This window comes from Adlercreutzia agrestimuris (assembly GCF_943193125.1).
Taxonomy (GTDB): Bacteria; Actinomycetota; Coriobacteriia; order Coriobacteriales; family Eggerthellaceae; genus Xiamenia; species Xiamenia agrestimuris.
Window position 1 is genome coordinate 1 of sequence record NZ_CALPCX010000005.1, and the last position, 24,105, is coordinate 24,105.

19 protein-coding genes and 2 tRNA genes are annotated in these 24,105 nt (G+C 47.0%); 3 read left to right on the forward strand and 18 right to left on the reverse strand.

The genetic code is table 11. The features are described from left to right. Position 1: 1 nt before the first annotated feature. The 8 genes from NFR28_RS08015 to gap all read right to left on the reverse strand — a co-directional run bounded on the left by NFR28_RS08015 (position 2) and on the right by gap (position 6,368). Positions 2–77, reverse strand: a tRNA-Gly gene (locus NFR28_RS08015). Between the two features lie 68 nt (positions 78–145). Beyond that, positions 146–1,048, reverse strand: coding sequence for a cation diffusion facilitator family transporter (locus NFR28_RS08020; RefSeq protein ID WP_251179291.1), 903 nt, complete (start codon positions 1,046–1,048; stop codon positions 146–148). A gap of 136 nt (positions 1,049–1,184) precedes the next feature. Continuing rightward, positions 1,185–1,273: transfer RNA gene (locus tag NFR28_RS08025), tRNA-Leu, on the reverse strand. An 82-nt stretch (positions 1,274–1,355) separates the two neighbouring features. Beyond that, positions 1,356–1,613 carry a preprotein translocase subunit SecG gene (secG, locus tag NFR28_RS08030; RefSeq protein ID WP_251179292.1) on the reverse strand — a complete coding sequence of 86 codons (258 nt, stop codon included), beginning with the start codon at positions 1,611–1,613 and terminating at the stop codon, positions 1,356–1,358. 77 nt (positions 1,614–1,690) lie between these two features. Beyond that, on the reverse strand, positions 1,691–3,250 hold the full coding sequence (gene gpmI, locus NFR28_RS08035; protein WP_251179293.1) for a 2,3-bisphosphoglycerate-independent phosphoglycerate mutase: 1,560 nt from the start codon (positions 3,248–3,250) through the stop codon (positions 1,691–1,693). Then, positions 3,250–4,020, reverse strand: a complete 771-nt coding sequence (gene tpiA, locus NFR28_RS08040; RefSeq protein WP_251179294.1) for a triose-phosphate isomerase — start codon at positions 4,018–4,020, stop codon at positions 3,250–3,252. The genes gpmI and tpiA overlap by 1 nt, the downstream gene beginning before the upstream one ends. Before the next feature lie 21 nt (positions 4,021–4,041). Next, entirely contained in the window at positions 4,042–5,229 is a 1,188-nt protein-coding gene (locus NFR28_RS08045; RefSeq protein WP_251179295.1) for a phosphoglycerate kinase, read from the reverse strand. Between the two features lie 137 nt (positions 5,230–5,366). Continuing rightward, positions 5,367–6,368 (reverse strand): type I glyceraldehyde-3-phosphate dehydrogenase, encoded by a 1,002-nt coding sequence (gene gap / locus NFR28_RS08050; RefSeq protein ID WP_251179296.1) that lies wholly within the window; start codon positions 6,366–6,368, stop codon positions 5,367–5,369. A gap of 354 nt (positions 6,369–6,722) precedes the next feature. On the opposite strand from gap, the gene NFR28_RS08055 reads away from it, so the two are divergent. After that, on the forward strand, positions 6,723–7,274 hold the full coding sequence (locus NFR28_RS08055; protein ID WP_251179297.1) for a hypothetical protein: 552 nt from the start codon (positions 6,723–6,725) through the stop codon (positions 7,272–7,274). Between the two features lie 260 nt (positions 7,275–7,534). After that, the gene (locus NFR28_RS08060; protein WP_251179298.1) at positions 7,535–9,868 is read left to right on the forward strand and encodes a hypothetical protein; all 2,334 of its coding nucleotides are present in this window, start codon (positions 7,535–7,537) and stop codon (positions 9,866–9,868) included. 83 nt (positions 9,869–9,951) lie between these two features. Here the strand turns inward: NFR28_RS08060 and whiA are convergent, their stop codons facing one another. Genes whiA through NFR28_RS08085 form a run of 5 tightly spaced genes read right to left on the reverse strand, consistent with a single transcriptional unit; the run spans position 9,952 to position 16,588 of the window. Next, a complete protein-coding gene (whiA, locus tag NFR28_RS08065) occupies positions 9,952–10,890 on the reverse strand; it encodes a DNA-binding protein WhiA (protein ID WP_251179299.1) in 939 nt (312 codons plus the stop codon). Next, complete coding sequence (locus NFR28_RS08070; RefSeq protein WP_251179300.1) at positions 10,869–11,996, reverse strand: gluconeogenesis factor YvcK family protein; 1,128 nt, start codon at positions 11,994–11,996, stop codon at positions 10,869–10,871. The genes whiA and NFR28_RS08070 overlap by 22 nt, the downstream gene beginning before the upstream one ends. A 5-nt stretch (positions 11,997–12,001) precedes the next feature. Continuing rightward, on the reverse strand, positions 12,002–13,021 hold the full coding sequence (gene rapZ / locus NFR28_RS08075; RefSeq protein ID WP_251179301.1) for an RNase adapter RapZ: 1,020 nt from the start codon (positions 13,019–13,021) through the stop codon (positions 12,002–12,004). Between the two features lie 3 nt (positions 13,022–13,024). After that, a complete protein-coding gene (uvrC, locus tag NFR28_RS08080) occupies positions 13,025–15,115 on the reverse strand; it encodes an excinuclease ABC subunit UvrC (protein ID WP_251179302.1) in 2,091 nt (696 codons plus the stop codon). Between the two features lie 24 nt (positions 15,116–15,139). After that, positions 15,140–16,588: a DUF2130 domain-containing protein gene (locus tag NFR28_RS08085; protein WP_251179303.1), complete on the reverse strand. Its 1,449-nt coding sequence runs from the start codon at positions 16,586–16,588 to the stop codon at positions 15,140–15,142. 183 nt (positions 16,589–16,771) lie between these two features. Between NFR28_RS08085 and gdhA the strand changes: the two genes are divergently transcribed. Further along, positions 16,772–18,103: an NADP-specific glutamate dehydrogenase gene (gene gdhA, locus NFR28_RS08090; protein WP_338025910.1), complete on the forward strand. Its 1,332-nt coding sequence runs from the start codon at positions 16,772–16,774 to the stop codon at positions 18,101–18,103. A gap of 161 nt (positions 18,104–18,264) precedes the next feature. Here the strand turns inward: gdhA and NFR28_RS08095 are convergent, their stop codons facing one another. The 5 genes from NFR28_RS08095 to rbfA all read right to left on the reverse strand — a co-directional run bounded on the left by NFR28_RS08095 (position 18,265) and on the right by rbfA (position 23,942). Beyond that, positions 18,265–20,394, reverse strand: coding sequence for a sodium-translocating pyrophosphatase (locus NFR28_RS08095; RefSeq protein WP_251179305.1), 2,130 nt, complete (start codon positions 20,392–20,394; stop codon positions 18,265–18,267). 156 nt (positions 20,395–20,550) lie between these two features. Then, positions 20,551–21,474 carry a riboflavin biosynthesis protein RibF gene (gene ribF / locus NFR28_RS08100; protein ID WP_251179306.1) on the reverse strand — a complete coding sequence of 308 codons (924 nt, stop codon included), beginning with the start codon at positions 21,472–21,474 and terminating at the stop codon, positions 20,551–20,553. After that, positions 21,458–22,501 carry a tRNA pseudouridine(55) synthase TruB gene (gene truB, locus NFR28_RS08105; RefSeq protein WP_251179307.1) on the reverse strand — a complete coding sequence of 348 codons (1,044 nt, stop codon included), beginning with the start codon at positions 22,499–22,501 and terminating at the stop codon, positions 21,458–21,460. The genes ribF and truB overlap by 17 nt, the downstream gene beginning before the upstream one ends. Before the next feature lie 2 nt (positions 22,502–22,503). Further along, positions 22,504–23,490, reverse strand: a complete 987-nt coding sequence (locus NFR28_RS08110) for a DHH family phosphoesterase (RefSeq protein ID WP_251179308.1) — start codon at positions 23,488–23,490, stop codon at positions 22,504–22,506. 29 nt (positions 23,491–23,519) lie between these two features. Next, complete coding sequence (gene rbfA / locus NFR28_RS08115) at positions 23,520–23,942, reverse strand: 30S ribosome-binding factor RbfA (protein WP_251179309.1); 423 nt, start codon at positions 23,940–23,942, stop codon at positions 23,520–23,522. Positions 23,943–24,105 lie beyond the last annotated feature (163 nt).

Here is a 24,105-nt window from a genome sequence, read left to right on the forward strand (position 1 = left end):
ATGGAGCGGACAACGGGATTCGAACCCGCGACCCTCACCTTGGCAAGGTGATGCTCTACCAGCTGAGCCATGTCCGCGTCGCGAAAAAATATAATAGCGGAACCGACGCAGGCATGCAAGCATTATTTTGACAAGTTTCCAAAATCTACTCCACATGCCCATCATCTGGCTCGATATGAACTACAACATCGCGCACTGAATCAAACGCCTCCTGGAGAGCACATTCCACCTCATCAGCAACTGCATGCGCTTGTAATACCGTCATAGCTGGGTCAACTAATACGTGGAGATCAACATACACCTCGTCCTCGGTTCCACGCGTACGTATCTTGTGCGCATTTGATACTCCCCCCACGCGTTTTACTACCGTTAAAACCTCTTGTTCAGGAATACGGGCATGATCACTCAGCGTTGTAAGCCCTCGCTTAAAGACGTCAATCGCAGTAGCTAAAATAGCAATCATAACTACGAGTGCCATAATGGGATCAGCAACAGGAAACCCAAGCGCAACACACACCAAACCGACTATAACTCCTACTGACACCAACGCGTCTGAGAGCGTATGTGATGCATCAGCAAGCAAAATCTCGCTTTTGAGTAGGCGACCCTGTTTACGTTCATAACGTGTCACACCTATATTGATTCCAAGTGTCGCAATCATAACCACAAACGAAAGCATGGTTACATCAGCAGTATAGTTTTGCGAAATGAGCTTTTGGACTGCAGATACGCCCACTTCAACTGCAGCTGCCAATAACAATACGCCAATAATTAAACTTGCATATGTTTCAAACTTTGCATGACCATACGGATGACCTACGTCAGCCGGTCGCGCAGCAAGCGCAATACCAATAAGCCCTACCACATTTCCAGCTGAATCAAAGACCGAATGAATGCCGTCGGCCTGCATTGAAGCTGAGCCCGAAATGACACCATACGTAAACTTCGCCCCTGCCACTACAAGATTCAGCAGAAGAACAATCCAAAGTACACGTCGTACCGCATGCACACGACTACTTGGTTCAGATCGGACAAGCGTCTGGCTCATGCTATCCACTTCCCTTTGCTGCTGCGCTGAGCAAGCTTGGCTCAAAAGCATACAGTCCCGTATTACCTCTTCTTGTATTCAAGAAGCATGAGAGCGAACTATAAAAAACGTCGCCCGAAGGCGACGTATTAAAATCTGGTGTCGGAGGCGGGATTTGAACCCGCACACCCGAGTTGTGGGCACTAGCACCTCAAGCTAGCGTGTCTGCCGTTCCACCACTCCGACATTTGTATGCCCGTTTGAGCAACGTATGATATATTAGCTGATCTTGCGGGCGTTGTGAAGCACTATTTTTAAAGATATTAGATTAACCTACTGAAATGCTTCCCTGCGGATAGATGATCATGAGCACTAAGAGACACACGATAAACGTAATAGCCAAACCAATAGTGATACGATCAAGATTCTTTTCCACAATTGAGGTGCCGGTCTGCGTTGAGTAGACCGAGCTTGCAATAGCATCAGAGATACCCGTACCTTTGCCAGAATGCAGCAAAATAAAGATAATCAGACCAACGCCTGAGAGCACCAATAAAATCAGTACAATAATCAGAAGCGGATTCAAAGTTAACTCTTTCTCCCGTAGTAGGTAATTGTTTGCAACTTGCCTAGTATAACGAACCTCACCAAACGCGACAACACTTAATCACAAAGAAGCGACGAACCGGTCATAACAGATGGCGCTTCAATACCAACTGCCTCCAAAAGTGTTGGCGCTATATCACACAACGCCCCTATTCGCTGATCCAAACTTTTTGCCGTATTGGCATAATCAACGAGTATAAAAGGTACTAATGCAGTTGTGTGAGCGGTAAAGGGCGAACCATCTTCAGCAATCATCTTGTCAGCATTGCCGTGATCAGCAGTAACAAAAGCAATGCCACCCTTTTTCTGCAGTGCAGCAAGCACTTGCCCAACACCTTCATCAACCGCCTCTACCGCTTTTATTGCAGCAGGAATTACGCCGGTATGGCCAACCATATCAGGGTTTGCAAAGTTTACGATATAGACATCAGCTTCGTCATTTTCAATAGCTGTTACAAGTGATTTCGCTACATCAGGCTCAGACATCTCAGGTTGCAAATCATACGTGGCAACTTTTGGCGAAGCAATCAGCATGCGTTCTTCGCCATCTTTTGCTTCTTCGCGGCCGCCATTTAAAAAGAAGGTAACATGAGCATATTTTTCTGTCTCTGCAATGTGATACTGACGAAGTCCTGTAGAAGCAAGAACATCGGCAAGCACATCTTCTGGAAACTCTTTAGCAAATGCCACCGGTGCTGCAATGTCGGGGTCATACTCGGTCAAGCAAACAAAAAAGACATTTGGAACGATACCGCGGTCAAATCCCTCAAAGTTCTCATCCACAAACGCACGCGTTAACTCGCGCGCGCGATCCGGTCTAAAATTGAAAAAGACCACAGCATCATTTGCCGCAACCCCGCGTGCCTGCAATGATACAGGCACCACAAACTCGTCAGTCACGTCGTGAGCATAGGATTGCTGCATAACTTCAACACCATCAAGATCAACTTGCGGAGTTGCATTCACGATAGCTTCCCAAGCTTTCTCCACGCGATCCCAACGACGATCCCTGTCCATGGCATAATAGCGTCCAGAAATGCTTGCAATCTCAGCCTCAAATCCGTCATCTGAAAGCTCAGAACACTTCTCTTGGAGCTCCGCAACAAAATCTTTTCCGCTTTTAGGGGGTACGTCGCGCCCGTCCATAAAGCAATGCACAAACACGCGTCTTACCCCTGCATCTTTAGCTGCTTGCATAAGAGCATAAAGATGTTCGTTTGACGAATGAACGCCACCATCAGAGAGCAAACCCATAAAGTGCAAGACACGATCTTCGCTTTGCGCTTGCATAAACGCTTGACGAAGAATATCGTTTTGTGCCAATTCGCCTGATCTACACGCATTATTAATACGCGTCAGTTCTTGATATACCACGCGACCTGCACCGATATTAAGATGCCCTACCTCAGAGTTACCCATCTGACCTTCAGGAAGACCTACTGCCTCGCCGGAAGCTTCCAACTTGGTCCACGGCGCATGCGCAAAAAGGGCGTCCAGATTTGGCGTATTTGCCAAAGAAATGGCGTTAGCACAGCTTGGCTCCGCCAAACCAAAGCCATCCATAATAATAAGGCATGCTGGCAGCGTAAGCTGGCTTTTGTCTACTGATACACTCATTAGATACACGCTTCAATCAGCGAAATAAACGAACCAGCCTCAAGGCTTGCTCCACCAATGAGTCCTCCGTCAATGTTGGGCATTTCAAGCAATGATGCAACATTTCCAGGGTTCATTGAGCCACCATACAAAACGCGCATACCTTCAGCTGTTTCTTCGTCATACAAATCAGCGATGGTAGCACGTATTGCAGCGCATACTTCTTCAGCTTGTTCGGGGGTAGCCGTACGACCAGTGCCAATAGCCCAAATTGGCTCATAAGCAACTACGCAGTCTTTTGCTTTAAAGACATCAATGCCCGCAAAAGCAGCGCGAACTTGTGCACAAACATAATCAAGTGTCGTACCTTCATCGCGGATAGTCAGCGATTCACCAACACACACAATAGCGAACATATCTGCATCAGTTAATGCCTTTACCTTGCGATTAACATCTTCATTTGTCTCACCAAACAACTCGCGGCGCTCCGAATGACCAACAATTGAAGCCACACAGCCAGCCTCTTTAATCATCGGCACAGAGACTTCACCTGTATAGGCACCTTTTGGCTCCCAAAACACGTTTTGAGCCGCAACGCTAATACCTGTTTTGTCGAAGTCCAACACCGTCCATACAGGCTTTAAATCAACAAAGGGAGGACAGACAATGACATCAACTGTTTCATCCCAATCACGCTCAAAATGATTTGAGATCTCTTGCGTTAACACCACAGCTTCGCTAATGGTGTTGTTCATTTTCCAGTTACCTGCCATTAAGGGTTTACGTGCCATGATCGTATCCTTTCGCACTTATTAAGCCATCAACACTTCCACGCCAGGAAGTTTTTCACCCTGAACGAGCTCCATTGATGCGCCACCACCAGTTGAAATAAAGGTCATTTGATCAGCCAGATCAAATTGATTTACTGCAGCTACACTGTCGCCACCGCCAATAATGCTATCGGCTTCAGTATTATCTGCAACCGCACAAGCAACCGCCTTTGTACCTGCTTCAAATGCTGGCATTTCAAATACACCCATGGGCCCGTTCCAGAAAATGGTCTGAGCACACGCAAGCGCATCGGCATACAGCTCGGCAGTCTTTGGACCAATATCAAGTCCCATCATATCATCAGGTATTTCATCAACAGAAACCGTTTGCGTATTGGCATCGTTTGAGAAAGCGTCTGCAACAACGACGTCAACAGGCAACAAAAGCTGTACCCCTTTATCTTCAGCTTTCTTCAACATTTCAGCTGCTCGCTCAACCCAATCTTCTTCTTTGAGCGAAGTGCCAACACTTTTACCTTGTGCCAGCAAAAACGTAAAGCACATACCGCCACCGATAATGAGGGTGTCGCAAGTGTCCATCAATGCATCAATAACTTTGATTTTGTCGGAAACTTTTGAACCACCCAGGATAGCTGCGAAAGGACGGCGGGGATTCTCAAGCATACCCGAAAGCGTAGAAACTTCGCGCTCCATAAGTTTTCCTGCATATGCAGGCAAAAGATCGGCTACACCTGCAGTTGAAGCATGGGCACGATGAGCTGTACCAAAAGCATCATTTACGTACACATCACCAAACTTCGCCAACTCTGCGGCAAACTCTGCATCATTTTTCTTCTCACGCTTATCAAAACGCAAATTCTCAAGCAAAACAATATCACCAGGACGTAGTGCTGCAACTTTTGCTTGTGCATCCTCACCGATAGTATCCGTGGCAAACATAACAGGCTTTTGCAGCAACTCAGCTAATCGAAGCGCGGCAGGACGAAGACTAAACTCTTCCTCTATTCCCTCCCCACTTGGACGACCGCGATGCGACATTAATACAATTGATGCACCCTGATCAAGCAAATACTCAAGCGTGGGAAGCGACGCGCGAATACGGGTGTCATCGGTCACTTCACCATCCTTGATCGGAACGTTGTAATCTACGCGAACTAACACACGTTTGTTGTTGGCGTCCAAATCTTCAATGGTTCTCATCTCTGCCATAGCTGGATCCTTTTCTCGTTGAAACAAAAGCTCAAAACACCTCACTGCATGCAACGGACGACCGACATACGTCGATCGTCCGCCGTAAAGGTAATTTTAAGATTTAAAAAGACTCATGGTATTAGTGTACTAGAGCACTAGAGCAGGATCTTAACAAGATCCTTTACGCGGTTTGAATAACCCCACTCGTTGTCATACCAAGATACACATTTTACGAAATTGCCTTCGCCACCCAATACCATAGTGAGCTTTGAGTCAAAGATTGAAGATGCAGGATCGTCAACAATGTCAATAGAAACAATCGGATCTTCAGTGTACTCAAGAACACCAGCCAAAGGACCTTCAGCAGCAGCCTTCATGGCAGCATTAATCTCTTCAATAGTTGCTTCTTTTTCAAGCTCTACCGTGAGGTCAACCATAGATCCATCAGGGGTAGGAACGCGCGTTGCAAAACCATCAAGCTTGCCCTTGAGTTCCGGCAAAACCAAAGACACTGCACGAGCGGCACCGGTTGTGGTGGGAATCATAGACATTGCAGCAGCGCGAGCACGACGAAGGTCTTTGTGCGGAAGGTCAAGAATCTTCTGGTCATTGGTGTAAGCATGAATGGTGTTCATATAACCGCGCTTAATACCAAAATTGTCCAAGAGCACCTTAGCAACAGGAGCTAGGCAGTTTGTGGTGCAAGAAGCATTTGAAATGATGTTGTGCTTCTCTTTGTCGTACTGATCATCGTTTACGCCCATAACGATGGTGATGTCTTCATTTTTGGCTGGAGCTGAAATGATAACCTTCTTTGCGCCAGCATCCAGATGAGCTTTTGCTTTGTTAGCGTCAGTGAAAAAGCCAGTTGACTCAACAACTACATCAACGCCCAACTCACCCCACGGTAAATTTGCTGGCTCGCGCTCAGAAAGCACCTTTACGTGATGACCGTCAGCAATAAAGCCATCCTCTACTACCTCAACGGTGTCAAAAGCGCGACCATGCACAGAGTCATATTTCAACAAATGTGCCATGGTAGGAATGTCACCCAAGTCATTTACTGCTACAACCTCAATATCAGGGTCGTTAACCATTGCACGATATGCAAGACGTCCGATGCGGCCAAAGCCATTGATACCAACTTTTGTTGTCATTGTGGTATCTCCTTTCAAAAGATACGCGAAAAATAACTGTTTGAAATCATACACAAAGATTGCGCATATGGGGGCTTATTCGTCAATTCAGCAGATAAATGGAGTTTGCACAAATAGTTTTGCAGCCAGATACGACTCACACATCTCAAAGGTTTTAAATGTAATGATTTTTCCTCTGATATGTGACACGTTTCCCCACGAAAACGCCCGAAAAGACAATTGTAGCTAGTAAGACTTCACATACCGTTTTATACTTGTAAAGATAACGTTTTTGCAACGTTCTGCTAACGCGAAGGTGTCAGATTTTCAGGGTATCTTACCTTTGCGCGCAGAGATGAGGAAAAGGAGCATGACATGAAGAAGTCCTCTACTGCTTCTACGCTCTTTCGCTCAGGCTTAGCAGTTATCTTGGCATGCGGACTTATGTTGCCAAGTGCTGGCTTTCAAGCTTATGGCGATGAAGAGCAAGCAGCGGATCTATCTTCGCCAGAACCTGAGGTAATCACAGAAAACATACCTCATACTGACAAGATTGATTCACTCTTTGAAGCTCTTGATGGTGCTACTCGTCTTCCGCTTGACGAACAAGCCGCAAGCACCCCTCTTGAAGCTTCACTAGAAGAACCAACCACCCAAGAAATAAAAGAAGCTTCTGATGATGTCTCTCATAGTGAGACATCAGAGATAAATGCAGAAGTTTCACCCCAGGCTGACACACGTGCATCTGATTACACAAAAAGCGGTCTCACGGTATCAGGCGGCACTTTAAATGTCGATTTTAAAGATACCGGAAGCGCTCTTGAGGTTCTGACTTCAACGCCCCTGACTTTGATCCGGACAACCCATCGGATGATTTCGGTTTTGGCGCTACAGCAACCGTTCACGCTGCAGGTCGTACAACAATAACGGCTACTATTGAATCCACTGGCGCGTTCAAAGAAGGCACTTACACCTTTGATGTATACATCTACCCTGACCCTTCAGCAAAACCGGTCATTGACGTAGTTGAGCGTGCTTTCAATCTCTCACGCAACGATGGCACAATTCGCCCCTACGACACACTGCGCTATACCGCTACTTATACCAACACAACGCCTAACTCATCATTCCAAAACCCAGTACTAACCATCTCAGTACCGCGCGATACCTCCTTTGAATCACTTTCTGTGATTACTCCGGAAGGCGAAACGCGTCAATTGGTTGAGGGTGTTGACTACACGCGTGCAAGCGTAATGAGTCGTGTCTTTACTCAGCTTCTCTCGGCTGCAGGTCCCATTCCTGCACTTCAACCAAGCACTGAAAAGATTACCGTAGACACCCTCACGGCTCTTTTTGGCAATCAGTCCTACCAGCTCGTCATGGAAACAACCGTTAATCCTAACGTTGTGACCAAGACCGCTAATGAAGATGATTTCTACAGTCAAGCTGACGCGCATGGCGTATATGGTATCGACCCTGTTCATGACGCAACATATCCCTGGGATACACGCTTCCCAGCCGAAGGCACGCCAGTTGATGAAGCATGGAATTTCGCAGACCCCACCTCTGTTGAACCTGAAGATGAGAAACAACCAACTATTGAAGAGATTATCGGCGGCGGCTTAATTGAACCCGACCCCGTAGATCCTGATGATCCTGACAATCCGGTTGATCCTGGTGAGCCTGGTGATCCAGATAATCCTGGCACCACTCCCCGTCCTGGCGTTGAGGTAGGTACCGTTGTCCCCGGCGGTCCACTTGATACTGCCGAAAAGCCTGATCCAGACAATCCAAATGATCCCGACAAACGCACACCATCCCCTATTACACCAGGTGATCGTATTGTTTCTGTTGGTGATTTAGAGGACCCCAAGACTCCTGATGAGGTTAATCAAGAGATCAAAGATCAAATCAAGAAGAAGCTCGAAGAAGATCCGGATGCAACCGAAGTTGAGATACCTGTTATCATCGAGCGCGAAAACCCCGATCCTGATCCAGATGATCCTTCAACGAATGTAATTCGCGAAGAAGTTATCATTACCATCCCGATTCCTGAGGGCTATGATCCCACTGATCCAGATCCCGATGATCGCAATGACCACGAGCTTATCATCATCCCAGCAGATCCAACGATAAACCCGGATCCTGAAACTGGCGAAGATCCTGACATTGTGCTTGATAAGTCAGCAGAAAACATCACTGAAGGTAAGGACAAGCGTGGCAATCAGTCAATCACCCAAGTTGGTGACACCATTCGCTACACTATTACCATCAGCAACACTAAACCAGGTACTTCTTGGTATGACGTGGTAATTCGCGACCTTATCCCCAAGGGAATGTCCTACATAAAAGGCACAGCGGTTATCACGGATGCAACGGACGATGTTTATAAGGACTTTGATTCAGACTTTGCTGATGGTTGTGCCGATGTTGCTTTCGCCATTGGTGATCTACCTGGTGGCACAAGCGCAACAATTGTGTTTGACTGCAAAGTTACCCCTGAGCTTCTTGGAGCCGAGCGCCCTGTCAATATCGCAAGCGCTAAAGGTACCAACCCAACCGACACAATTAAGCCTGTAGATCCGAACAATCCCGACGGTCCGGTCATTCAAGATCGCGACCCGCTTCCTCCCGGACCAGTTGATCCAAGCGATCCTGATATTTGGCCAGAAGACATTGAGACGCCCAAGACGCCTGAAACGCCTATTGATGACGTTGTTCCAGCCAACCCCAATCATGAACTCTTAGACACCGATAAGGTAGCTGAGAATATTGATCCGCGTGAAGATGGTGAAGTTTATGTAGGCGACATACTGCGCTACACCATTACTTTCACTAATACCGACGAACCGTGGACCGCTTGGTATGACGTGGTTTTGCAAGATAAACTTCCTGCTGGCATTGAACCAATGGCTGGCACTATTAAACTCATCTTGCCTGATGGTACACAAATTGACTGCGCTGATGATGTCTATGACACCGAAACGCGCGAGATTGCTTTGTTTGTTGGCGTAGTCTTTGGCGGCGAAAAAGCTCAACTGGTATTTGATTCAAAGGTTACCGAAGACGCTATTGATTCAGATATTGGCAACATTGCTTACTCATATGGCACCGATCCTTCTGAAACTGATAACACTGTTTTAGGTGGCAAGCCATCAGGAACTCCTGGCTCTCGCTATCCCAATATCTCTGAGCTTGAAGAAGCTGCAAAAAATAATCCAAACCGCATTTCTTCATCAGCGGTTGCCTACCCTGAAGGCTTTGATGGTACTGTTCGTTTCATTACTGATAACAACGAAACAAATAACCCTGGCTCTCAGATTACCGACAACAATCAAACCATCAGCGGCAACAATGCAAACTCAGATGATCAAGACGAAGGCGAGCTTAAAATGCTTACCCGTCTTGCAAAGACTGGCGACATGCCTATTCCATTCATAGGAAGCTTTGCTTTTGTTGCTTTGAGTGCATTGATCTTGTTACTCGTAAGCCGCCGTCGTTTCCAGAAGCGTAACTTCTAAACGCAAATATGCTTGCACGATGAGCATATAGCCAAGGAGCAAAAGAGAAAGCCCACCTCTCAGGTGGGCTTTCTTATGAGATCCTACGAACGCTTAAGTACTTCTTGAGCCATCTGCTCTATTCGCCGAACGCGATGGTAGACCGCAGATTTTGACAAAGGCGGGTTGGCATATTCGCCTAATTCTTTAAGGGTCGCATCAGGATGCGCTACACGAAGCCGAATAAACTCTTGCAGTGCGGGCGGGATTTCATCTCTGCCGTAGTTCTCTAAAACCGTTCTTATGGCATATATTTGATCCATTGAGGCATTTACCGCTTTTGCCTGATTTGCCATTTCAGCGTTCGTCTGACGATTCACTTCGTTTCTAACGCTTTTTATCACTCGAGCGTTTTCCATAGCAAGCGCGCTTTGGTGTGCTCCAGTAAATGCCAAAAACTCAAGAATAGTGCTGCCGCTTTTGAGGTAAACCATGTAAGAACTGCGTCGTTGCATAACGCGCGCCGAAATGCCTTTGCGCTGCATCAACAAAACCAGCGCATCAGCCAAATCTTTGTTTTCAACAGTAACTTCAAAGTGAAAATCGCCACGAGGATCAGAGACAAATCCGCTCCCCAAAAACGCACCACGCAGATATGCGGCAGTACAACAATCCTTCGCAACAATATCCTCTTTGATACCGGCAACCAACTGACGGTTTTCGTCCAATATACCCATATCACAAAGCGCTTCTAAAAGACCTGGTTGATTGGGTATCTCAATCAGATAATTTGGGGTTTTATGCAACACTGATCTACGTACCGTCAAATCAGTTTTGAGTTGATATATCTCATGCAGAAGCTTAATAATGAGGCGCGCAACCGAAGGTAAATCAGTTGCAATTTCTACACGATAGCGCCCCTGACCGCTGAGGTAGAGCGTACCCTCAATGCGAACAAGCGCAGCTAATGTTGCTTTTTGGCAATGCGAGCAAACAGGAACAACACGTGCCAACTCATCTTTTACTTCTGCCGTAAACGACACAATCTCACCACCCCAGAAAATGCCGCGCGTAAAGCCTGAGGGTCATGCCACGTAGGTCGAAGCGGATCAACTAAGTCTCTCACAATGACAACAGGACCGGATTCTTGAATGCTTTTGACATCGTGATAGGTTACACGCACAGGTCGTACGCGACCAGAAAGCTCCAGATCACCCATTGTAGCTACTGAGGTTGCAGCGGGATCATCACCAGTTGCTGCATTGAAGAGTCCATTCGCAAGGTCATCAGGACGCAAAGCCACTTTTGAGTGCACGAGAACATAATCAAGCAGACCAGCCATTCCGTGATCCATCAGTGCATCAACATGCTCTTTTGCTGTCAAACCCCACGTCTCCCCTTGCATATCAGCAAGCGAGCAAACAAACAATGTTGTCCCCTTAGATTCAGCAATAGCCTCAACAACTCCTGGCACCAAGAGATTTGGAATAATGGAGGTAAAAAGTGACCCCGGGCCCAACACAATTAAATCAGCATTTCGAATTGCTTTAAGTGCAGGCTCGTAAGGCACAATGGGATTTTTTGCGCGAAGCTGCACCAAGTCTAGCGCTGTGCGCGAATGACAAGCAACCGCTTGACCTTCCAAATATCGACCATCACGCGTACGTGCAACTAAAGAGACTCGATCAAGTGTTGAGGGGTATACTTTCCCACGCGCATTGAGCAATCGTTCGCAGATTTCAATAGCTTCAGGAAACGATCCAGCAGCATCCTCAAGGGCAGATAGCATTAAGTTGCCAAGTGTATGATTTCGCGCAAACGCAAAACGGTATTTAAAGGCTTTCGTGAGAGGATCTGACGGATCTGCCGCCATAGCTGCAATGCATTTGCGCACATCGCCGGGTGGAGTCACATCTGCTTCTTCACGCAGTATTCCCGTAGAGCCGCCATCGTCTGCCATTGCAACTACAGCGCTTGTCTCAAATCCCATAGAAAGTAGTGTTCTGATTGATACTGGTGCACCCGTTCCGCCACCAATAACCACCGCACGCAATGACTGAACGGGCTCGATAACCGGTTCAGCGCTTTGGAGGGGCATGAACTGCGCCGTAAGTGAGGGATCATGTGAAAAGGGAGGTTGATGAGTCATGGCAATTACCCCTCAGAGGTTCCCAGAGCAACATCAGCATGCAATAATCCCTCGTGTGGCTCAGATGCCTTTGCATCAGCTATCAATCCGCCATCTTTTCCTTCAGCAAGTTTTAAATCTCGGTGCGCAATACTGACGCGATAACCTTTTGATTTGAGATGATCTCCCGTTGCCTCAGCAAGAGCTACGCTTCGATGCTGACCACCTGTGCACCCTACACCAATGGCAAGTTGTTGTTTACCCTCAGCCACATATCCTGGCATTACACAATCTAAAAGCGCATACCAACGCTTGAGAAACTCTTCGGTTTCACTGCGACACAGCACATAATCTCGAACCGCTTCATCTAGTCCTGTCTGCGGGCGAAGCGATGGTACATAAAACGGGTTCGGCAAGAAACGCACATCCATAACCAAATCAGCATCAATGGGCGCTCCATGCTTAAAACCAAAGGAATAGACCGTAATTGAAAGCCCCGTGCGCTCCTCACCCGGCGCGAACAGGGAACGAATCTGAGAGCGAAGCTGAGGAGGAAGCATTGAAGTTGTATCAATGACGTCATGAGCGTTTTCTCTCAGGTCGTACAACAAATTGCGTTCGCGCTCAATTCCTTGTGCAATAGATGCGCCATCCGCGCAGAGAGGATGACGCCTGCGCGATGATTTATAGCGCGAAATAAGCTTCTCTTCGTCTGCATCCAAAAAGAGCAATCGGTAGGCAACTCCTTGAGCCTTCAACTTCATAAGCTCAGTTTTTAGATCGGCGAAAAAATCACGATTGCGCGCATCACACACGACCGCAAGTCGCCTGCTCCCATCAGGAAGTCCCGGGATACCGTCAAGCGCTAACAAATTCCCAATAAGACTTGATGGTAAGTTATCTACGCAAAAATACCCGAGGTCTTCAAAGGTATGCATTGCTTCTGTTCGACCAGCGCCACTCATACCAGTAATAATGACAAGCTCTGGCATCTCCTCAAGCTGAGGATCGTTGTGTTTTGTAGACTCCGCATGCTCAATACTCATGTATTACTCCCCTTGCTTAGAAGGATTGAATTTTTCTTGCTCGTTATTATACTGCTGCAACACACGATACAGTTCTTCTGCAACCTCTTCGGGAACTACTCGTGCAGCTTTTATCTCTTCAAGAGACGCTGCTTTCAAATTGCGAAACGACTTGAAAGCTTTTAGCAGCGCCTTTTTGCGAACAGGGCCAAGCCCGACAACTTCATCAAGAATTGATGCCGTCATCCCTTTTCCACGCAGTTCACGGTGAAAGGTGATGGCAAAACGGTGTGCCTCATCACGTACTTGTTTAACGAGATACAGTGATGCCGATCCGCTTGGTAAGACTACAGGTCCGCTTTCTTGCCAGGGCACAAATAACTCTTCGTCCCGCTTAGCCAAACCCGCAAGAGCAATATCGTCAATACCAAGTTCTTCAAACATCTTAAGCGCAGCACTCAACTGCGGCTTTCCTCCGTCCAAGATAATCAAATCAGGCTTTTTACCAAAGCGCTCATCAGCCATACGCTCGGGACTATATCTGCGTCCTAAGACCTCTTGCATGGACAGAAAATCATTCGCTTCATCAAGCGGCGTCTTAATCTTAAACCGACGATACTGGTTCTTATCAGGCTTTCCATTAGTAAAAACCACCATTGAAGCTACCGTATAGGAGCCGTGGATAGTGGAAATATCAAAGCATTCTATGCGCAGTGGCGGCTCATCTAAAGCAAGAGCGCTTTCAAGTTGCAAGAGCGCTTGATTGATGCGTTTATCGTCATAGTTCGTACGTACTTTATATCGCATGAGGGTATGCTTAGCATTTGTCTGCGCCATATGAACCAGATCAGCTTTTTCGCCTTTTTGCGGCGCAGTAAAATGCACTTTTGCACCATAAGGGCTCGCAAGACGTTCCGTGAGCCACTCTTCCATTGCCTCTTCGTCTTCAGGCAGTGTCTCCACGATCACTTCGTGCGGAATTGAAGTAGTGGTATCGTAATAGCGGAGCAAAAACATATGCAGTAAGTCTTCATCGGGAATATCTTTACCACGATTAAGTACAAACTCATTTGAGTTGATAATGCGACCTTCGCGTACCATAAAGACCTGCACGCCCGTTACAGTCTCTTCACGATACATTCCAATAACATCGGCATTGAGGTTTCGTGTTGATACCGCGTGCTGTTTATCAGTAAGCGAGTTGATAGTGTCTATACGACTCTTTATGCGACCCGCACGCTCGAAATCCAGCTCAGAGGCCGCCTCTTGCATATCAAGCTGCAATTCTTCAACAAACTCACGGTGCTGACCTGACAAGAAACGCTCAATACGTTTGACGCTTTCTGCGTATTCGCTTGGCGTGATGCGCGCACAACACGCCCCCGGCCCCAAACCGACATGCGCGTCAAAACAAGGGCGAAGCGCGTCGTTATCTTGCACAATAGAAGCCTCAACAAAATCGTCGAACGCTTTCGCGTCTGCTTTCAAAGCCGCTCGCGCACGACGCTGCGCTTCTGTTTTTGTAAGCGTTTTATCCTGAGCGAGCAGCTCGTTGGCAAGCTCATCAATCCGTGTTTGACATACCCGATCAAGTTTGCGATTCATACCCCGCCATTCGGCGCATGCACTCGCGCACAAGGGCACCACGCGACGCGCAATATCTACCATCTCGCGCGCTGCACGTGAGTCAGTATATGGACCAAAATAACGTGTTCCTTCGACATGCTTTTCACGCGTGTATTTGATTGCAGGAAAGACATCACCTTTTGTAAGTGCAATAAAAGGATAGGACTTGTCATCCTTGAAGTCAGCATTAAACCAAGGTGAATACTGGTTAATGAGATTCTTCTCAAGCACCAATGACTCGTGCTCGTTTTCAACCACAATGTAGTCAAACGAATCAATCTGATCTACGAGAAGTGGAATTTTTGCACGTTCGTCTTGGTAGTTGACATACTGACGCATGCGCGCACGCAGCTGTTTTGCCTTGCCAACATAAATGACGTTTCCCGCGGCGTCTTTCCACAGATATACACCTGGAAGAGTGGGTACTGACTCAAGCTCCTTTTTGATTCTTTGCAGCTTGGCTTCATGTGTACTGAGTGAGGTATTCATGTTCAAAGTATAACAAACGCTGAATTATTGCTCGTCGTCCTCAATGAGATCTACGTTCAATATATCATCATCAAGAACGTCCTGATCAAAAGTCTGTTCCGAAGCGGTTGTATCTTCCGACTTTTCCGAAAGAGCCCGAACTTGCGCTGCCCTATCAAAAGCCGCTTTCATAGTGGGGTTTTTGCGCGTAAGTTTTTTGACCGTCAAGCCTTCAAGCTTATTATTCGCAATTCGTAAATTGTTGTCCGAACTGGTCAGTTCCTCTTTGATCTTCTCCAGCTTTTTGATAGTTGCATCAATATCTTTAATGGCGTCATCAAACTTTCGATGCGCAATATCGTAATTGCGCCCAAAGCTTGATTTAAAGGTATTGAGCTGATCCTCAAAGGTAGTAACGTCAACATTTTGCTGGCGAACCTCAGCAAGTTGCTTGCGATATTCGCCCGATTTTAACGCGGCATTTCTCAGAAGCGTAATGATAGGAATAAAGAATTGCGGACGAATAACATACATTTTGTCATAACGATATGACACATCAACAATACCTTGATTGTAAAGCTCATTTTCCGGCTCTAACATACTTACCAATATGGCATATTCGCACTGTTTTTTTGTACGATCCGCATCAAGCTTTTTGAAGAAGTCCTCGTTCTTATGACGAGATTGGGATTCCTCTGATTCGTTTTTCATCTCAAACATAATAGAGATGATTTCAGTTCCATCCTCATCTTGTTCGCGAAAAATAAAGTCACCCTTGGTGCCATCTGAAGCATCGTTGTCTTTCTCAAAATAAGCATGAGGAAAGGCAGTTGGTCGGATCTTGTTAAACTCAATCTCACAATGCTGCTCAAGCGACTCTCCTACCATCTTGGTTGAGAGTCGAGCCTTCATATCTCGATACCGCTCTATTTCGCCATCCTTAAACGCAATGATTTCGTCTTTAGCCTTAAGCTCAAGCGCCATCTTCTCTTTCAATGCGCTCTCTTCAGACTTATGCTTGGCTTCCGCTAACTCAACTTGAGCCTTGAGCTGATCACACTCGCGTTCAATAGTGCTACGAGCTTGCTGAACAGCAAGTTGCGTTTTAGCCTCAAAGGCATCTTTTTGAGAAGCTAGTTGCTCACGCAATTGCACAATCAGTGTCTCACGTTCAGCAATTGCCTGGTCTAGACGCTGCTCAAGTTGCACTTTAAGCGTTTGCTCGGTTGCTTTATGGTTTTGCTGCAAAGCGGCAAGCTGTGCACTCAATTCTGCAATCTTGGCATCACGATCTGCAAGCTGTGCTCTTTCTTCTTCCCGTGTTTGCGCCTGCACTAAAGCTACCGCTTGATCACGCTCGGCATCAAGCAAAGCTTTATTTCGCTTGATCTCCTTCTCGAATTCGGCGTCTCGAACCTGCTTAACAATTGCAGCGAACCCGGTTTCATCAACTTGAAATACTTTTCCGCAGTGGGGACATTTAATCTCGTTCACAAGCCTCAGCTCCTCTTTAGTTATTTCAAAACATTATCTCAAACCGTTCGCGAATGTCTTCGCACGCATTGTTAAATCTTCATTTCTACGCGCACTCAAGCAAAAGCATCTTCTTATAATGACCTCATTAGTTATCATGCGTCATAGATACTGATGCATCCCGTCTCTCTCAAGGAGGTTGCTTTGAGTTACGTACAACGAGTCATTGATCAGGTAAAAGAAAAGAATGCTGAGCAGCCGGAATTCATCCAGGCTGTCACCGAGGTTCTCACCTCACTGGAGCCGGTTATCAACGCTCATCCTGAGTATGAAGCAGCCAGCCTCCTTGAGCGCCTTGTTGAGCCTGAGCGAATTATCATGTTCCGCGTTCCGTGGGTTGACGATAACGGCAAGGTGCAAGTCAACCGCGGTTTCCGTGTTCAGTTCAACAGCTGCATTGGACCTTACAAAGGTGGCCTTCGCCTTCATCCCTCAGTTAATTTAGGCATCATCAAATTCTTAGGTTTTGAACAGATCTTCAAAAACAGCCTCACCACTCTGCCTATGGGCGGCGGTAAAGGTGGCTGCGACTTTGACCCGAAAGGTAAGTCAGATGGCGAAGTTATGCGCTTCTGCCAATCTTTCATGACTGAGCTTTATCGCCACATTGGCGCTGACACCGACGTTCCTGCTGGTGACATTGGAACAGGTGCACGTGAAATTGGCTTCATGTTTGGTCAGTACAAGCGCTTGAAAAATGTTTGGGAAGGCGTTTTGACTGGTAAGGGTCTGTCATATGGTGGATCACTTGCTCGTACCGAAGCAACCGGTTATGGCCTAGTTTATTTCGTCCAGGAATATCTCAACTGCCACGATGATTCATTTGAAGGCAAAACCGTTGCCGTTTCTGGTTCTGGTAACGTTGCAATTTATGCAACTGAAAAAGCTCAGCAGTTAGGCGCTAAGGTTGTAACCCTCTCTGACTCAACTGGTTGGATTTACGATCCAGCAGGTATTGATGTTGCTCTCGTCAAGCAGATCAAAGAGGTTGAACGCGGTCGCATCTCTGAGTACGCAAAGCGTCGTGAAGGTGTTGAGTATCATGACGGACGCGGTGTCTGGAGCGTCAAGGTTGATATTGCATTGCCCTGCGCTACTCAAAATGAGCTTCTCATTGATGACGCTAAGCAACTGGTTGCAAACGGAGCCAAGATTGTTGCTGAGGGCGCTAACATGCCTACCACCATGGATGCCACCGATTATCTTATGGAAAACGGTGTGGTCTTTATGCCCGGCAAAGCAGCAAATGCAGGTGGCGTAGCTACATCAGGTCTGGAAATGAGCCAAAACTCCGAGCGCCTTTCTTGGACGTTTGAAGAGGTTGATGAGAAACTTCATGGCATCATGAAAAACATCTACCATGCTGCTGATGACGCCGCTAAGGAATATGGCGTAGAGGGCAATTATGTCATGGGTGCAAATATCGCAGGCTTTAAGAAGCTTGCAGATGCCATGATGGCACAGGGTATTGTCTAAGCAAAACTCTTTGAGCAAGTGCTTTTAGAGATGATTCTTAAAGCTGCTTAAACAATAGGCTTTCATATAAAAGAGGCGCTGACTAAAGTCAGCGCCTCTTCTTTTTTCTCATCGCACAACTTCTCTTGAGAAAAAGACCTTTTAGGAAAGGAAAGACCTTTTTAGAGAAGGGTTTGGATCATGATAAACAGCGGAGAGAAAGTCAAAGCAACAATGGTCATAAGATTAATAAGAATGTTCATTGATGGACCAGAGGTATCTTTGAACGGGTCGCCAACGGTATCACCAACAACCGCTGCCTTATGAGCCTCAGAGCCTTTGCCGCCGAAATAGCCTTGCTCAATATATTTCTTAGCATTGTCCCAAGCACCACCAGCATTAGACATAAAGATTGCCATAAGCATGCCAGTTGCAACAGCACCTGCCAAGAAGCCACCAAGCATTGCCGGATCAACGCAACCAACCAGAATAGGCACAACAACGGCCAAACAACCAGGCAGCATCATTTCGCGCAATGCAGATGATGTAGAGATAGCAACACATTTGTCATACTCGGGCTCTGCCTTGTATTCCATAATGCCTTTGATCTCACGGAATTGGCGACGAACCTCTTCAACCATTGCATGAGCTGCACGAGATACAGCACCCATGGTAAGAGCAGCAAACATAAATGGCATCATAGCACCCAAGAAGATACCAGCTACAATAAGCGGATCAGTGAGCGAAAGCTCGAAATTCGGAATGTAGTGATGCATGGTTGCTTGATATGACACAAACAATGAAATTGCAGACAGGCCAGCAGATGCAATAGCAAAGCCCTTAGCAATAGCAGCGGTGGTGTTACCCACAGCATCTAAAGCGTCAGTACGATCACGAACCTCTTCAGGAAGACCTGCCATCTCAGCAATGCCACCAGCGTTGTCAGCTACCGGGCCATATGCATCAACACCAATGGTGATAGCTGTGTTTGAGAGCATGCCTGTTGCGGCCAAACCAACACCAAACAAACCAACCATAATGCCATTCTCAACACCTGCCAGAGCAGCTGCCGGGAATGCAAGGTTTCCGAAGAAGAATGCACCAATAATTGCTGCAGCTACCAAAACGATAGGAGCAATCGTAGAGAGCATACCCGTACCAATGCCTTCAATAATTACAGTAGCAGCACCCGTTTCGGCTGCTTCGGCAATTTTGTGAACAGGCTTGTGGTGATCCGAGCAGAAGTACTCGGTAATCTTGCCAATAGCAAGACCAGCAATCAAACCGCACAAAACTGAACCAAACAGGAAGATCGGCTGAGCCTCTACGCTTTGAGATTGCCAGATGCAGAACAGCACCAAGATAACCAAAATCTCAATGCCTGCTGCTACATAGGTACCACGATTGAGTGCCTTGTGTAAATCTGCGCCCTCTTTTGTGCGAACGGCAAACAGACCAATAATTGAAGTGATGATGCCACATGCAGCAATTACTACAGGAGCAACAATTGCCCACACAAAGTCTGATGTAGCGAAATAACCACCAAGCGAGCCAAACGTAACCGCCAAGATGGTGGGAGCCAAAATTGAGCCGGTGTAAGACTCAAACAAGTCTGCACCCATACCGGCAACGTCACCGACATTGTCACCAACATTGTCAGCAATGGTTGCAGGGTTGCGCGGGTCATCCTCTGGAATGCCAGCCTCAACCTTACCTACCAGGTCAGCACCAACGTCAGCAGCCTTGGTGTAAATACCGCCACCAACACGAGCAAACAAAGCAACAGCAGATGCACCCGTTGCAAAGCCTTCAACCATACCAATGTTGTGATGCATCAGCTCTGGATCCAAAACGTTAACGCCAAATACCAACAGAATTAACCACAGCGACAAGCCCATCAATGCAAATGATGCAACGCACAGACCCATGGTTAAACCAGATTTGAAGCTTACGTTAAGTGCGCGAGCTACCGACTCTTCGGCAGCATATGCGGTACGTGTGTTTGCGCGAGTTGCAACATGCATACCAACATAGCCGGCGGCAGCAGACATAACGCCACCCGTAATGAAAGCAAGCGCCGTAATGGGCGACAATGCAATGGCCATGACAACGGCAACGATTGCCATAAAGATGATGAGCAGTTTATATTCGCTCATAAGAAACGCTTTTGCACCCTGCTGAATCTTAAGAGAGATACTGTTCATCTTGTCAGGGCCGGGATCTTGTTTTAAGACCCATGAACCTAAGTAGACAGCTGTAATAATGCCAATTAAGGCGCATACAGGTGCCAACCATGCGACTGCAGTAGTCACTGACTCCTCCTTGCTCCGAACAATAAGAATGGGCGAAACCTGCGTCTTGAGACACTTAGGTCAGATCGCCCCACCCCATTTTAGATGATACAAGCCATACCTTAGGTACAAATTCGCAATTTTAAGGTCAGAGGGCTGCGTTTTATCGTGCTCTGGTTACAGATTCTCGCGAACCCACGCAATATTTCCCTGAACAGTAGCAATAAGCTCATCAATATCGTCAAACTTTCGCATCGGTCGCAACCAATGAAGGAATTCTACGCGAATAGTTTGCCCATAAAGGTCACCTTTAAAATCAAGAAGATGGACCTCACAGGTTGCGCGCGATCTTTCAGCAAATGTTGCAGGTACCCCCACATTTACCGCAGCCTTATAGCGTTTCGAATCAACGGTTGCCCATGCAGCATATACGCCATCACCCAATGCGCGCATAATTGATGGAATCTCAAGATTTGCTGTACGAAATCCCATATCAGCGCCTTCACCACGTCCGGGCTGAACCACGCCGCCGACAAAGTAGGTATGCCCCAAAAGACGATTTGCTTCTGCGATGTCGCCTTCAGATAAGAGCTGGCGAATACGCGTTGCCGATATGGGAGCACCATCCTCAGACTTTAACCCCAAAGCGTCAATTGAGACAGCGTGTTTGTGACCCCATTGGCGCAAATCTTCCACGGTACCTTTTGCACGTGCCCCAAACTTGAAGTCATAGCCCACATGCAACGATGCTGGAGTTGTATCACCAAATGTCTTGCGCAAAAACTCCTCAGGAGTGGATGCCGCAAACTCAAGGGTAAAAGGAAGAACAACCACGGCATCTACGCCGGTTTTTGCCAAGGTGGCTATACGATCTTCATTAGTCATGAGCTTTTTGAGCTTATCGGGACGAAAAACCTCATCAGGATCAATATCAAACGTTAAAACCAAAGAACGACCACCAAGAGACTGCGCGCTTTGCTTTGCACAATCAATGAGATACTGGTGTCCCTTATGCACTCCATCAAAGACTCCAAAAGCACATGAAGCACCTGCAAAAAGCGACTGAGAAAAAGTTTCGTCAGCCCTAAATATCTGCGCCACGACTAACCCCCGTCTGGAATACACAACGAGCACTATACGCCTGCTTTTCAAGTGAATAGGCGTAAAGAGCTATGAGCTTGTTTTTATGGAGTACAGCAACGAGTTCGCCATCTGCTGGCGGCTGTTTACTTTCGCACACCCCTGAGGTGCAGGCACAAAATTCATCAGCATGACGACGAGCGTTGTACTCAAAAAGCGCACAAGAAGCACCACCGAGCGTCTGACCGTGACTAATTCGTTCAGCCATCTCATCGTCAGCGTAGATAAAACGTTTATCCAGCAACAATACAGGATCAAGCGCTGCAGCTTTGCCAATTTCACTCAGTGTTTCAAGGCTCACACAGTCGTCAAGGTTGGCATTTCCGACACTTAAGCGCTCAAGCGTGATAACGTGCGCCGGACAAGACAGCGCATTTCCCATATCACGCGCAAGAGAGCGAATGTAGGTTCCTTTTGAAACCTTGAAAGTTACATCCCAAATAAGACACTCTTGCTCAATTGTTTCAGTATCTGAGGTAAGGGTGAGATATTCAGAGGTAATCCCATTAAGCTGGGCACTCAAAATCTCAACTGTACGCGGCTTAAGGTCAATAATAATGCCAGCACGAGCCGCCTCGTAGGACTTCTTCCCCGCCACTTTTACTGCTGAATACGCAGGCGGCAGCTGAGAAGTTTCACCAATCATGCCCGCCAAAAACGAACGAGCGAAACCTTCGTCAGCAAGTTTAGAAGGTATTTCACCAGTACGAATAACGCGACCATCTGCATCATCGGTATCGGTGCCTGCACCAAAAGCAATACGCACACGATACGTTTTCTCGTGTCCAACCAAATATGATTCTAGGCGTGTTGCTGGACCCACACATAAAAGCAAAACGCCCGTTGCAAGCGGATCAAGTGTGCCCACATGACCAACTCTTCGTTCACCAAATATTCGCCTACAAGCATTAACGACGTCATGGCTTGTCATGTTTTGTGGTTTATTGATACCGATAATCAGTGAAAGGCCGCTTGGAGTCCGCTTCATAATTAACAAACCGCCTCAGCCAAGAGCTTTTGCAAAAGTGATATCGCCTCGTCAAGTGAACAATCCAAACTAAAGCCCGCAGCCGCCTTGTGACCGCCACCGCCAAGTTTGCGCGCAATTGAAGCTACATCAGTATCATCTTTTGCGCGCAAACTGCCACGAATACCATCACTTTGCTGACGTAACATGCATGCCACGCGAACTCCCGCAACCGATCTCAAAGTGTTAATAAGTGGCTCTGCGTCTGCCTTTTGTGCACCTGTCTGCTCAAAATCCTCCAAGGTAAGCCAACTTAAAGCGCTCATGCCATTATTCTCAATAAGCATACGATCTATGGTGAGTGCTTCAAGCGCCAATGAAGCGCGTGAGCGATTCTGGAAGATTTCCCGACAGATTGATGCGGGGTTTGCGCCTTCGCGCACCAGCGCCAGCGCAGTAGCAAATGCCTGTTCATTGGCGTTTTGATACTGAAAGCATCCCGTATCAGTAACCAAACCAGTGTAGCAACAGGTAGTGATATCCCCTTTGCGTACAACAGGAAGTGCTTCACACAGTTGCCAGATAAGAACTGTTGTTGATGCAGCCTCGGGATCTACATACACATAATCAGCCATAGTTGAATCAACCGCATGGTGATCTATCGTAAAGCGAACTTGCGCTTGGTCACATAACGCTTGCGCAGCTCCAATGCGTTCACGCACCGGAACATCTACCCCTACAAAGACATCTATTTCACCAACAAAATCGCCCGCATAGACCAGCTCTTGCGCCCCAGGCAAAAAACGAAGGTTTGCTTCAATAGGCTCGTTTTTTGCGAGAACACAAGCCACTTCTTTACCCAACTGGCGCAAAGCACTGGCCAAAGCAAGTTGAGAACCCAAACAATCGCCATCAGGGCTCACGTGGCCACAGATGACAAAGGTGTTGTAGGCTTGAAGCTTAGCGGCAATCTCTTCAAGTGTGGTGTTAGTTTGCGGGGTACAAGTCATAGGCGTTATAACTGCTACTCTTCGTTGGATTATTCTTGTTCTTCAGCGCGCTCGTCGGCAAATTCATCAGCGTCAGCGGGAACATCACTGCTGCTTGGTGCATCAACGCTATTACGTGTTGCATCTTGCTCCAAAGCAAAAGCAATACGCTCTGCTTGGTCAACGCTCTTATCAAGCAAGAAGCGCAATTCGGGAGCAACACGCCACGATAATTCTTTAGCCATAAGCGAACGAATTGCACCTGAAGCCTTCTTAAAAGCCGCAGCTACTTCTTCATAGCGATCAGGCTCGGTGGTATAGAACACATTGCATACGCTGCGGTCATAGCTGACCTCACAACCGGTAATAGTTACCAACTCAAGACGCGGGTCGGAAATTTCAAATAAAAGTATATGAGCAATAACCTCACGTGCGTGCTCATTAACCTTACGATTTGCGGCACTCTGTTTCATAACTGGACTCCTAATCTAAAAGGAACACCTGCGCAAACATGCGCTTAGTCTCATAGTAGTGAGACTAAGCATGAACACAGTCAAAGTGCGGAAATGGTAACCACTTAGTTTCCATTTCCGCATATAACTGCTGCTTAATACATGTTGCTATAAGGCGTCTTTC